This is a genomic window from Lacibacter sp. H407 (assembly GCF_037892605.1).
In the GTDB taxonomy this organism is placed as follows: domain Bacteria; phylum Bacteroidota; class Bacteroidia; order Chitinophagales; family Chitinophagaceae; genus Lacibacter.
The window spans coordinates 944936-958155 of record NZ_JBBKTU010000001.1; the positions used below are offsets into that span (position 1 = coordinate 944936).

Annotated in this window: 9 protein-coding genes; 5 read left to right on the forward strand and 4 right to left on the reverse strand. The window is 40.9% G+C overall.

Going from position 1 to position 13220, the window contains the following annotated elements; all coding sequences use genetic code 11:
• Positions 1–17 precede the first annotated feature (17 nt).
• The gene (locus tag WG989_RS04125) at positions 18–587 is read left to right on the forward strand and encodes an NUMOD4 domain-containing protein (protein WP_340427559.1); all 570 of its coding nucleotides are present in this window, start codon (positions 18–20) and stop codon (positions 585–587) included.
• A 100-nt stretch (positions 588–687) separates the two neighbouring features.
• On the opposite strand, the gene WG989_RS04130 is transcribed toward WG989_RS04125, so the two are convergent.
• Positions 688–1794, reverse strand: coding sequence for a T9SS type A sorting domain-containing protein (locus WG989_RS04130; protein WP_340427560.1), 1107 nt, complete (start codon positions 1792–1794; stop codon positions 688–690).
• 27 nt (positions 1795–1821) lie between these two features.
• Positions 1822–5481, reverse strand: coding sequence for a hypothetical protein (locus tag WG989_RS04135; RefSeq protein WP_340427561.1), 3660 nt, complete (start codon positions 5479–5481; stop codon positions 1822–1824).
• A 417-nt stretch (positions 5482–5898) separates the two neighbouring features.
• Here WG989_RS04135 and WG989_RS04140 point away from each other — a divergent pair, with 417 nt between their 5' ends.
• A complete protein-coding gene (locus WG989_RS04140) occupies positions 5899–6813 on the forward strand; it encodes a helix-turn-helix domain-containing protein (RefSeq protein WP_340427562.1) in 915 nt (304 codons plus the stop codon).
• Positions 6814–6892: 79 nt separating this feature from the next.
• Positions 6893–7567, forward strand: a complete 675-nt coding sequence (locus WG989_RS04145; RefSeq protein WP_340427563.1) for a DUF2461 domain-containing protein — start codon at positions 6893–6895, stop codon at positions 7565–7567.
• Between the two features lie 161 nt (positions 7568–7728).
• Here WG989_RS04145 and WG989_RS04150 read toward each other — a convergent pair whose 3' ends face one another.
• Complete coding sequence (locus tag WG989_RS04150) at positions 7729–8718, reverse strand: aspartate-semialdehyde dehydrogenase (RefSeq protein ID WP_340427564.1); 990 nt, start codon at positions 8716–8718, stop codon at positions 7729–7731.
• 314 nt (positions 8719–9032) lie between these two features.
• Between WG989_RS04150 and WG989_RS04155 the strand changes: the two genes are divergently transcribed.
• Positions 9033–10754: a lamin tail domain-containing protein gene (locus tag WG989_RS04155; RefSeq protein WP_340427566.1), complete on the forward strand. Its 1722-nt coding sequence runs from the start codon at positions 9033–9035 to the stop codon at positions 10752–10754.
• Positions 10755–10824: 70 nt separating this feature from the next.
• Positions 10825–11862 (forward strand): hypothetical protein, encoded by a 1038-nt coding sequence (locus tag WG989_RS04160; RefSeq protein ID WP_340427568.1) that lies wholly within the window; start codon positions 10825–10827, stop codon positions 11860–11862.
• Between the two features lie 325 nt (positions 11863–12187).
• Here WG989_RS04160 and WG989_RS04165 read toward each other — a convergent pair whose 3' ends face one another.
• Positions 12188–13111, reverse strand: coding sequence for a PfkB family carbohydrate kinase (locus WG989_RS04165; protein ID WP_340427570.1), 924 nt, complete (start codon positions 13109–13111; stop codon positions 12188–12190).
• Positions 13112–13220 lie beyond the last annotated feature (109 nt).

Consider the following 13220-nt stretch of genomic DNA (forward strand, 5'->3'; position numbering starts at 1 on the left):
AACTCCAATTTATTGATATGATCAAGAAACTTCCCGGCGAAAAATGGAAACAATTGCAATTTGCCGGTTGGAAACAGTTACGGAAAAAATATGCTGTCTCCAATCTTGGACGTTGCGCCAGTTATTCAACCGATGTAACGGAAGATGGTAAGTTGCTGAATGGTTCCATTACAACCGGCTACCGCACTTTAAATCTGCATCGTGCCGATAACAAGGGAACCATTTATCTGCATCGTGAAGTGGCAAAAATATTTTGCACAAAACCATCGCCCCGCAGCAAATATGTGATTCATGTCAATCATAATAAAACAGATAACAAAGCTTCTAATCTGAAATGGGCCACATTGGAACAGATGTCAACACATCAGCAAAAGAGCCCGCAAAAAATTGCATACAAACAACTTCAGAAAGAACGCAGCACTTCGCAAAAAGGATTAAAGCTTACACCGGTGCAGGTGAAAACGATCAAGAAAATTATTCAGGATCCTAATCGCAGTGTTACCTACAAACAGCTTGCAAAAAAATACAGCGTTAGTGAAATGACATTGTACCGCATCAGAAGCGGTGAGAATTGGGGCGCTGTTTAACTACGCTTTTCTTTTTCAAAAAATAGTACACATAACAAAGGCCACACATTTCTGTATGGCCTTTTTGTTAGAACCTCTAAAACGGACTAAGCTTATTGTTTTACTGTTTAACGATTGTTTCAGAATAAATTTTGCTGTTGTTCGACATCAGTTCAATTACATACAGACCACCTGACAATCTACTTAATTGATCAACCAACTGAATATTGTTTGTACCGGCAGTTGTTATCTGGCGTTTGTTATATACTATTACACCGCTCATATTGAACATTCGCACTTCGAGTACAGCACCTGCTTCCTGCTCAACCTGCAAATTCAACTGGCTGCTGAATGGACTTGGCCACACCTGTACTTTGCTTTGTTTTACCAGGCGAATTGCAATTGTATTTGAGTAACTGTACTTACCATCAACATCTACCACTCTGATACGATAAAATACTACCGGCTTTGTTGCAATAGCTCTGATATCATCTGCAGAAGTATAAGTTGTAGTTGACGTAGTGTTACCTGCTGCCTTTGTTGTACCCAATGCCATGAAGCTGCGCCCATCTACACTACGTTCAATTTCGAAATGATCGGTGTTGTATTCACTTTCAGTTACCCATTTCAAATTTACAGATGATGCATTGCTGGTACTTCCCAAATGAACAGAGCGTACCGGTAATGAGGAACCTGCTGCAACTGTAAACTGCTTTGCAACATTATCATTTCCGGTTGAGCTGTTTGCGGTTGTAATAGGAACGGTGCGATCAACATTTAATGTAACAGTTTCACCTGCCGGAGTCGTAGTGTTCGATGTTGGCTTTACATTCAAATAGAAATCCAACACATCACCTGCTGCCATCGGTACACTATTGGTTAGCTGAATCACATAAGTTTCAGCATCCATAAATGTTACTGCAAATTCAGTTGTAGAAACAAGGCTGTTAAATGTATAGAATGGATTGAACTGTACAGTATAGGTTAATGCTCCCGCAGGAATTGTACCTGTTGCACCTGGAACAGCACTGTTATTGGCCACTCTGAATTTAAACACCGTATTACCAGCGATGTTTGTACCAATTGGTGAAGGATCAGTTGGTGATTGCTGTGTAATAGTGATCACTGCCGGATCGGCTTCTGTTGCTGTTATTTGAGCAAATGAAGTGTTGATAAAAAGTACTGTACTAAGTACGATCGCTATGCTATATGATAAAATTGCTTTCATAAAAATAATTTTTAGAGGTTGTTATAATCAAAAGATGTTAAGAATACGGTTAACAAGGTTGTTTGAAAAATTGGTTTCGGTACCAGAACCCGCAACGATGGACACATTGAAGTTATCTGTGCCTTTTGATGCACCGGCTACTACTTTCAACTTCACTGCAATGGAACTCAACCCTGATGCAGCAATGTTTTTTCCGGGTTTCAACGTAAACACCAGCACCGTACCCGAATTGGTCGTAAGATCCCAATCAGCATTATTCACCGGAGTTGCAGCGGGTACGTTAGCAGAAGCAGAAGCAGAAGCAGCATCAAACGTATAAATAAAGTTGTCTGATTTTAATACACGCACCTGTATCGGCACTGCTGCGTTATTGGTTGTTGCTCCGGCAATTTCACTTACATCAATTACAATGGTGCGTTCAGTTTGCTCAGCCACATTGAAACCTGAAGATGAAACTCTTGTTGAAGGTGTTAAGTCAGGAACAGCCGGAGAGTTAATGCCGCCAAATTCATCTGGTTTGGTATCTAAGCCACCGTTGTTAGCTATACCATCACCGTCGGGATCTGAAGGATTATCAACTCTTCCGTCGCCATCCTGATCAAGGAAACCATGACCGCCTTCAATAATATCTTTAATGCCATCATTATCACTGTCAAGATCACGATAGTCTGGCGTACCATCTGCATCGGTATCTTTTGGTGCAGGTGTGGCGGCATCACCAAACAGGTTATCATTACCATCAGCACTATCCTGGATTCCATCGCCATCAGCATCAGGTCCATCAACAACACCATCATTGTCTGCATCAATTAATCCAGGGTGACCACTTTCAACTAAATCACCAATACCGTCGTTGTCGCTATCAAGATCACGGAAATCAGGAACACTATCTCCATCTGTATCTCTTGGTGCAATTTCACCTGCATCACCAAATACTGCATCATTACCATCGGCACTATCCTGAATACCATCACCATCAGCATCAGGTCCATCAACAACACCATCATTGTTAGCGTCGATCAAACCAGGGTGACCACTTTCGATAATATCATTGATACCATCGTTATCGCTATCAAGATCACGGAAATCAGGAATGCTATCTCCATCCGTATCTCTTGGTGCCATTTCATCTGCATCACCAAATGCTGCATCGTTACCATCGGCACTATCCATAATTCCATCAGCGTCTGCATCAGGACCATCAACCACACCATCATTATTTGCATCGATCAAACCGGGATGGCCACTTTCAATGATATCATTGATGCCATCGTTATCACTATCAAGATCACGGAAATCAGGAACGTTATCAGCATCTGTATCTTTTACTGCAGGATTGTTTGCATCGCCAAACACTGCATCGTTACCATCAGCACTATCCTGAATACCATCACCATCAGCATCAGGTCCGTCAACCACACCGTCATTATTTGCATCGATCAAACCAGGGTGGCCGCTTTCAATGATATCATTGATGCCATCGTTATCACTATCAAGATCAAGATAATCAGGATTGCCATCACCATCTGTATTCTTTAATGTATAGTTGATTGATGCATTGCTGTTATCATTTGTTTCAACAGCATTGGCCATACCGTTGCTGCCTTTTGGAACAGATGCATCAATTACACCGTCATTATCTGCATCCAATGTTGCAACAGTTGCTGCATCGATACCAGATTCGTTAATATCATTGATACCATCGTTATCACTATCAAGATCCTGGTAGTTCGGAACACCATCACCATCAAAATCATCATTGGTTGGATCGCCATCGTTATTAGCATCTTCCACCACATCTGCAATACCATCGTTGTCACTATCTGCATCACATGCATCAGCAACACCATCAGCATCGGTATCTTTTGTTGGAGATTTAAATAGATTACCGGTACAGTCATCACAAGCATCAGGCGTTCCATCACCATCTGTATCAATACTGTTATCACCACTTGGACAGGCATCAATACAATCCGGTGTTCCATCATTATCAATATCACCAATCACAAACGCATAATAGATACGGTAACTGCTACCGAGGAAACCACCTGCATACAGTAATCCGTTATCAATAATGATTTGTATGCGGTTAAATGCTGCAGCAGATTGAAAGCCCACGAAAGATTTACCTGCTGTGCCCGATAAAACACCGGCGTTTAATAAAGCTGCTCCTGTTTTACTGCCCACCTCTGTTGTACCATTATAAAGTTTTATTGTAATGGCTGAAAGAAGATTTACATCAAGCAAGCCACCTTCTTTTTGAATAACAAAACCACCAAAGGTTCCGGCAGGGAACAAGGGACCTGCATCACCAGTTGGGCTGTTATCAACTGTTAATTTGAAACTTGCGCTGCTTGTAAGACCAATAACATTTAAACCTAAATCAATTACAGGAGGAGTATAGGTTGCATAGTCTGCAAGGCTGCTGTTAACAACATTTCCCTGATCCTGAATAGTACCGGCAATTGTTACATCCGGCAAAATCGGAATATTCAACGTAAGACCGCCAGCTGTTGTCCAGCTGCTTCCAGTTACAATTGTTACAGTGTATGGATTTGAACGATCTGAGGTCAATGCTTCATGACAATCGCCACAACCTGCAGGTTCTTCAAATGCATAAAAGATACGCAATGCACCGAGTGTAACACCAACGGGTTGGTTTACACGAAGCTTTACTTCATTAAAATTCTTTGTTGTTGTAAAGCCGATCTTAGTTTTTTGAACCGAATTGAAACTAAGAGCAGAAACAGTAAGTAAACCACCGCTTCCACTGTTAAATGTTTGCGACTCCTGCAAGGTGCCAAACAAATAAGTTTCAATGGTAATACTATTTAAAAGGTTAGCATCAAGTATTGTGTTTGCAAGATCGGGTGCAATTACAAAACCTGCCTTGTTACCCGCAGGGTAAATATTTTTTTCATCCAACACACCTACCGATACAGTACTGAGTGCTGCAGCAGGCATGGTTAATGTTGCATAATTGTTTTTATCGGCATCAACAAGGTTATTGCTGTTAAGCAAGGAACATAATGCACAAACAAGACCACCATTGTAAGTAACGCTTGTGCCATTGCCCTGAATTGCATCATCACAAATTGCATTGTTTTCAATTGTACCGCAATTAGGATCGAATGCCATTGCGTAATACACTCTTACTTCACTAAGCACTGATGCAAGTGAAGAAAACGTAAAACGAACCTCATCAAACGATTGGTTGGTCTCGAAATAGAGATAAGCCCGACCAGTGCTTCCACCTAAAATTGGCGTTGCTTTCAATGATGCGCCAGTTGCAGTTTGCTGCAACACATCATCTTTAAATGTTGAAATGCTGATCGCATTTAACACATTTACATTGAGATCATTTCCCAATGCAACAACAAAGCCTGCATAATAACCTGCAGGATAATCAAATGATGTTTGCTTTACAGTAATACCATTACCGTTGATAAGCGAAACAAATTGAGATAGATCAGCAAAATTGTTTTTGTTGGCATCTGTTACATTGTTGATTCCGGTACGGTCGCAATCAAGACAAATAAGTGAGTTCCTGATTGGATTAACCTGGACACCAAATCCAGTAATTGGTTTGTAACATTCACTGACATTTTGAGCGAACGAGGAGAGCATCCACAAAGAACAGAGCATAAAAAGCAGCCCTCTCTTTGCAAGGTGTAGAAGTGGAGACATAATTATTTGTTTGGAGGTTATAATTATGGTCTCACAGGATAGACTTGATTTCTTAGTGCAGGTTTTTCACAAGTATTGGATTAACAACCAGAAGAAAAAGGGAATAGGTGTTTTCAAATGATCTGGTACAAAGATTGCCCGCTAACCTTCATATTCGTATTCACCGAAGGGTCAACCTATATAACCAAAAGGTCAAATTGAAAAAAAGTTATTTATTTAGGTTGGTTGAAGGAAGTAGTAGTTGAGATGGAGACCTGCAACCGAATAAACTAAATGAAAACACTTATCTGTAAATAATAATTTGCCTTTTCAATCAAAAAACCCAACATTTTTTGTGCATTTCGCATTAAAACAAAAATCCATGTTTTCAGAAGTTTCGTAAGGGTATTTTAACACCCCTAACCAAACCGAAAACATATGCAACCTCATCTGCACACCACAACAAAGAGCAACTCACAGCTACCGATTTCCTGTGTACTTGAACAAGGCTTACACATCCGTATTGAAGATGGGCTTTTTATCAGTTATTCATTTCTACAATCGCCCGGCAAAGCCCAGTTACAAAACCTTTACGGCAAAGCGGGTATTAAGAGTAACTATCAACTTTTTTATTGCAGTAATCAGCAAACAGCAGAATTACTGGTCTGTCAAACAGCAGCTGATAGTTTAACTAATCGTCGAATTATTTACAAGCCGGGAGCCGTAAAACAAAAAAATATACAATCTGATATTATTGTTGCACTTTCTTTCAGTAGTTGCTGGGTTGAGGCAAATTATGGCAACAATGCATCCGTTATTGAAGATTATATTATTCAACTGCAACCTCTCTGCAGTACAAATGATTTAACTGCAATCATTAACGTTGAATCATTACAATACCTGAAAAAAATTATCAGTTTATTACAAAGAGGCGCAACAGAATCACTTGCCTTACGTGTAAATATTCTTGGCCTGTTGAATCAGTTGTTTGAAAAAGCAGCTGTAATGAATGAAAAAGCTAACTGTAAACATCTTTCCTATGCTGTAGAAATGGAAGCCTTAAGTGCGCAGCTAAGCAGCTTTTTGAAGATTGCATTACCTGATTTGAAAGTGTTTGCCAAAGAATACAATATGAGCCTAAGTTCGCTCAAACGGCATTTTAAAAAAGTACATGGCAAACCAATCTATGAATACTACCTGGAGCAAAAAATGATGCTCGCCCGGAACATTATTCAAGACTCGCACCGTTCCGTTTCACAAGTAGCCTATGAGCTTGGGTATGAAGACCCCAATTGCCTCATTAAGTCGTTTAAAAAAGTGTATGGCATTTCGCCCGGTAAATTATGTGCGTAACCATTTAAACTATTCTTGGTGAAAAGCGTTTTGTAAAACAATAAAGATTTTGTCAATTTGTTTTACAAAACGCTTTCTTATGCTGCAAACTGCTACACTTAAATTTCTAAAGGACTTAAAAAAGAATAACAATAAACCCTGGTTTGATGCGAATCGAAAAGCATACGATGCTGCCAAATCAGATTTTATCGGCTTTGTTGATACAGTGATTGAAAAACACGGCAAAAAAGATCCTTCTATTGCACATCTTGCTGCAAAAGACTGCATCTTCCGCATTAACCGTGATGTACGCTTCAGTAAAGACAAGAGTCCTTACAAATCAAACATGGGAGCGTACATTAATAAAGATGGAAAGAAAGGTATCAGTGCAGGTTACTATTTTCATTGTGAACCCGGTGCTGCCTTTGGTGGTGGTGGTTTGTATATGGCACCTCCCGATCAGATAAAAAATGTGCGCCAGGAAATTGATTATAACTGGAAAGAATTTTTCAAGATCATCAACAGTAAAAAATTCAAAGCGGTGTTTGGTGATTTATCAACAGAAGGCGACATGAAGTTGAGCCGGCCACCAAAAGGATATGAAGCCGATAATCCGGCCATTGAATACCTGAAATTGAAAAGCTGGGTTGGAATGCAACAATTTTCAGATGCTGATCTTACTTCAAAAGACCTGGTTAAAAAAGTATGTACAAATTTTGAAACACTGCAACCATTGTTACAGTTTTTGAATGAAGGATTGCATGCAGGTGAATAAAGAGTTGCTAACTCCTGAGCTCGTCGAAGGATGAAGGTTAGCAACTCTGCTGAACAAATTTTGTTTTATACTGGTAACAATAATAAAAGAGCGCTTCATATGAAGCGCTCTTTTTTGTGTTAAGTTTTTTTGGCTCTGACGGCTGGAAGCCGTTGCCACCATTACAACAAACCTTTGCCGCTTAAATACTCTGCAATTTGTACTGCATTCGTTGCCGCACCTTTACGAAGGTTATCACTAACGATCCACATATTTAATGTGTTGGCCTGTGTTTCATCTCTGCGTAAACGACCAACAAACACATCATCTTTTTCATGCGCATCCATTGGCATTGGGTATTGCTGTGTAGCAGGATCGTCAACAACTACAATACCGGGCGCAGAACTGAGCAATGATTTCACTTCATTCAGGTCGAAATCATTTGCAAACTCAACGTTTACACTTTCACTATGTCCGCCCATTACAGGTATACGTACAGTAGTTGCCGTTACACGAATGGAATCATCGCCCATGATCTTGCAGGTTTCTTTCACCATTTTCATTTCTTCTTTGGTGTAACCGTTTTCAAGGAACACATCGATCTGCGGAATCACATTCAGATCAATTGGATATTTATATGCCATTTCACCAACAATTCCTTTTCGCTCATTCAACAACTGATCAACTGCTTTTACACCCGTACCTGTTACACTCTGGTAGGTTGATACAACCACACGTTTGATCTGGTATTTTTTATGCAGCGGTTGCAATGCCACCACCATTTGAATAGTAGAACAGTTTGGGTTTGCAATTACTTTATCCTCGGCTGTTAATACATCAGCATTTACTTCAGGTACCACTAATTTTTTTGTTGGGTCCATGCGCCATGCACTGGAGTTATCGATCACGGTTATACCGGCTTCTGCAAACTTTGGTGCCCACTCTGTTGAAGTACCACCACCGGCACTGAATAAAGCCACAGCAGGTTTGGCAGCTATTGCATCCGTCATACTGACCACTTTGTATTTCTTTCCCTTAAACTCTACTTCTTTACCAATAGAACGTTCACTGGCAACGGGAATTAATTCAGTAACGGGAAAATTTCTTTCTGCTAATACCTGTAACATTTTGGTACCTACAAGACCTGTAGCGCCAACTACTGCAACTTTCATTTTGTGTTTTGTTTTGTTTCTGTCCGACGCCCTCATCTGACAGAATTTTTTTGTTTGATTAATAATTCCGTCCGACGAGGGCATCTGACGGGTGGAAAAAAATAAGGCCTTCCATTTCGGGAAGGCCTGTTATTATGTTTACAACACAACGTACAATGTTACCTTCCCTTGCGGAACTGTTTCTTTGTGCGTTTTGTATGTTTAATAATCATCATGAAATTCAAAAGTAAAGCTGAATCTGCGTTTCACCAAATTGTTTTAGAAATTTCAATAAGGTTTTTACGCAATCGTTTGATTAATGTTATTTTTAAAGCATGCTTCGTTTTCTGTATTTTATTGTAACGATTGTTTGTTCGTGTGTGCACGGCAACAGTTCGTTTGCGCAAAACCGTTATGCAATTGTGATCACGGAGATCATGAGCGACCCTACGCCGCAAATCGGGTTACCCAATAATGAATGGATCGAAATACGCAATACAACCAACGCTGCTATCAATCTTCAAAACTGGCGTGTTGGCGATGCCGGCGGAGTAAGCGGAGCACTACCCAACTTCTTATTACAACCCGATAGCAGTGCTATTATTTGCGGCACAGCTGCCGCAGCAACCATGCAACAGTATGGCCGCACTTTCGGCGTTACAAGTTTTCCTTCTCTTGATAATACAGGTGAATTGATTTTTATCCGCAGCAACAATGGCTCTACGATTCATGCTGTCGAATACAATCTTAACTGGTTTAACAATACAGTAAAAAGTGATGGTGGCTGGACACTTGAAATAATCGATGTCAACAATCCTTGCAGCGGAGTCAATAACTGGCGGGCGAGTATCGATCCACGAGGTGGAACACCCGGTATAAAAAACTCTGTTGACGGAACCAATACCGATCAAATACCTCCTGCTTTGCTCAAAGCATTCGCCATTGACAATACAACTATACTATTGAGTTTTGATGAACCGTTAGATAGTTTGTCAGCTGCTACAGCAGCCAACTACCAGATCAGTAACGGTATCGGTTCACCGCTTTCTGCTATTTGTATTGCACCATTGTTCAATATGGTACAACTAACACTCAGCAATGCATTACAGGCCGGAACAACTTATACAATTACCGCCAGTAACGTTACTGATTGTAAAGGCAACCGCATTGCTGCTTTTAATCAAACCAAAGCGGGAATCAGTTCAGCAGTTGCAGCAAATGATTTGATCATCAACGAAGTGTTGTTTAACCCAACCAGTGATGGAACCGACTATGTGGAGATCTACAATCGAAGCAATAAGATCATCAATCTGAAAAATGTATTGCTGGCTAACAGAAGCAGTGCAGGTGTAATAGCCAGTATGCGTCCATTTAGTGCAAATGATCTTGCGATGTTTCCAGGTGAGTACTATGTATTAAGTGCCGATGAGCAAATTGTAAAACGACAGTTCACTGCAAAAAATCTTTCTGCGTTTCTCAATCTGTCTTCCATGCCTTCGTATCCGGATGCCAGCGGAACAGTTGTGTTAAGTGATAATGGCGGGTTGGTAATTGATGAACTCGCCTACGATGAGAAATGGCATTTTGCATTGATCAATAATCCGGAAGGTGTTGCGTTGGAGCGCATTGATCCAAACGCTGCTACTCAAAATAAAGATAACTGGCATAGTGCCGCCAAAGATGTTGGCTATGGAACGCCATCTTATCAAAACTCGCAGTTTCGTTTAGACTTGCAGGTACAAGGTGAGGTGACAGCAACTCCTGAAGTATTTTCTCCCGATAATGATGGCAACGATGATTTTGTAACCATCGGCTATCGGTTCCCTGAAACCGGTTATGTGATGAGCATAACAGTATTTGATGCGGCCGGTCGTCCGGTAAAAGCATTGCAGCGAAATACTGTTTGCAGTCAGCAGGGAAATTTCCGTTGGGATGGATTGAATGATAAATTTCAACCGTTGCCGCTTGGGCCGTATGTGATCTTTACCGAAGTATTTAACCTGCAGGGAAAAGTAAAGCGGTTTAAGAAACAAGTAGTACTTGCCCGCCGGTTCTAATGATGAAAATCAGCAACGCATCTGCGTACCGATATGAATTATCTTTAACAGGAAGCTGAAGTTTGCATGTATGATCACCCGCAAAAAAATCATTTACCCCGTTAACAAAGCATTACGCAAGTATCTGCAAACGTACCAGCGTGAAAAACGATTACCTGTATCGTACCAGCAACTGAAATTTTTCTTAGAAACAATTCCTGTTATTGATGCACGTGGAAAAGATACGTTGTGGGAAAGCGTGATCTATACACAGGATCAGATCGAAGATATTCATACCGGCCTCAAGCAGGTGTATGCGATGTTAAAAGCAGGTGGCGATATTAAAGTACAGAAGCATTTGTACATTGAACGCATTGATTACTGCACGTTTGGCAATACACATCCCTTCCGCATCAAGATCGTAAACAGTTATAACGATGTGCATGATTATTTCTATGTAAAAGTTCCTGATGCATCACGGGTGTATGGGTTGGAGCTGGAGCATATTCTATCGCCCAATCAATTGAATTATCTGGTAGATGAGAACACGTTAGTGGAAGAACATATTGCCGGTATTCCGGGCGATGTGTTTTTGCCCTTGTACAGCAACCGACCGGAGTTTAATGCAAAACGAATCGGCAAAGAGTTTGTAAAATTTAATGAGCGTTGTTTTGTGCGTTTACTGGGCGATATGCGTGCCTATAATTTTGTGTTTGATATTACGCCAGACTTTGATGACTTCCAGTTCCGCATCCGTGCCATTGATTTTGATCAGCAGTTTTTTGAAGGAAGCTTGAAGATCTATCTGCCCCAATACTTCAAAGAAAACTTTCCGTACGTTGACATGGCGCTTACGCACTTTAATAAAGATGTGATGATGCAATATCAACAGGAAGAACGTGCCTTGATTGCACGGCGTATCAAAGAAGAACGCTACCGTTTAACCGATCTGCGTGATGTGCTGGTGAAAGATGAAATTTCAACCAAGGAAAAGATCAAACAACTTGGTAGTGAATTAGCAGATCACTATGAAGATCCTGTATTTTCAAGATGCAGCAGTATGGGCGAATTAATTGACCGGAGTTTGAAACGGGTGTTGATTACAACGCATGTGAAGAGTCCGTTGTGATTTTAAATCTGCTCTAGTTTCACTCTCCATAACAGAAATTAATTAGCCTGATTAGACTTTGCAACCTCAGGTTGTTGAGATGTCTCGTGCCTCGACATGACGGTGCAGTTGGTTTGAGTAACCGCAGGGTTCTAAAATATTCGGAGTATCGTCATTTCGACGCAGGAGAAATCTCTAAAGACTAGGGTGTGCAGCAAATACGCCGATTTTTTCCTATCGCACAAATGACAAGCTATCTCCAAAAAAGTAATCAAATGCATTTTCAGCAAACAAGAACGACCCCCGATAAGTCGGGAGGCGTTCTTTAAAAATATCAATTGTTTTATCACACCAACTCAATATCAAAACTCACCAGTTGTACAAACTGTTGAATACGGGCATCAATTTCTTCTTTTGAAATTTCTTTCAACCGTGTGGTGCCGAATTTTTCAACACAGAAGCTGGCCATGGCACTACCTACAATAATAGCCGTCTTCATATTTTCAAAGCTGATGTCTTTTGTTTTTGCAATATGACCAATAAATCCGCCCGCAAATGTATCGCCCGCACCTGTTGGATCAAACACATCTTCTAACGGCAACGCAGGAGCGAAAAACACTTTGTCTTCGTGAAAGAGCAAAGCTCCATGTTCGCCTTTCTTGATCACCAGGTATTTCGGACCCATGTTCATGATCACTTTTGCCGCTTTCACCAACGAGTATTGTGCACTCAACTGGCGGGCTTCGCTGTCATTCACCATCAACACATCCACTTTACTCAACACTTTTTCAAGATCGGGCATGGCAATTTCCATCCAGAAATTCATGGTATCGAGCACAACTAGTTTGGGTTTGTTCTTCATTTGATCGATCACAGAATTCTGTACGGCTGGCACCAGATTCCCCAGCATCAGGAACTCACAATCCTGGTAACTATCTGGCACTACCGGGTTAAAATTCGCCAACACGTTCAGCTGTGTATCCAGCGTATCACGGGTGTTCATGTCCAGATGGTAGCGGCCACTCCAGAAAAATGATTTTTCGTCTTCTTTAATGTCAACGCCTTCTGTAACCACACCTCTTGCTTCCAGCATGTGCAATTCCTCTTTCGGAAAATCGCCGCCAACAACACTCAGTTGTTTGATGGGTTGGGTAAAGTTTGAAGCGCTCCAGGCAATATAGGTAGCCGCACCGCCAATGATCTTATCACTTTTACCAAAAGGGGTTTCAATTGCATCAAAGGCCATGGAACCAACAACTACTAACGACATAATGGGAGTTTGTTTTTAAGTTTTCCGCTTTTTACGGATGCGGACAAAGGTAATGGCTACAGACCTATCCATGAAAGAATGCATAAAAAAAGCGTTGCCATTACCGGCA

Coding starts and splice junctions, on each gene's coding strand:
- WG989_RS04150 (WP_340427564.1), bottom strand. CDS start 8,718: ATGAAAGTTGCAGTAGTTGGCGCTACAGGTCTTGTAGGTACCAAAATG.
- WG989_RS04140 (WP_340427562.1), top strand. CDS start 5,899: ATGCAACCTCATCTGCACACCACAACAAAGAGCAACTCACAGCTACCG.
- WG989_RS04165 (WP_340427570.1), bottom strand. CDS start 13,111: ATGTCGTTAGTAGTTGTTGGTTCCATGGCCTTTGATGCAATTGAAACC.
- WG989_RS04130 (WP_340427560.1), bottom strand. CDS start 1,794: ATGAAAGCAATTTTATCATATAGCATAGCGATCGTACTTAGTACAGTA.
- WG989_RS04135 (WP_340427561.1), bottom strand. CDS start 5,481: ATGTCTCCACTTCTACACCTTGCAAAGAGAGGGCTGCTTTTTATGCTC.
- WG989_RS04155 (WP_340427566.1), top strand. CDS start 9,033: ATGCTTCGTTTTCTGTATTTTATTGTAACGATTGTTTGTTCGTGTGTG.
- WG989_RS04125 (WP_340427559.1), top strand. CDS start 18: ATGATCAAGAAACTTCCCGGCGAAAAATGGAAACAATTGCAATTTGCC.
- WG989_RS04145 (WP_340427563.1), top strand. CDS start 6,893: ATGCTGCAAACTGCTACACTTAAATTTCTAAAGGACTTAAAAAAGAAT.
- WG989_RS04160 (WP_340427568.1), top strand. CDS start 10,825: ATGATCACCCGCAAAAAAATCATTTACCCCGTTAACAAAGCATTACGC.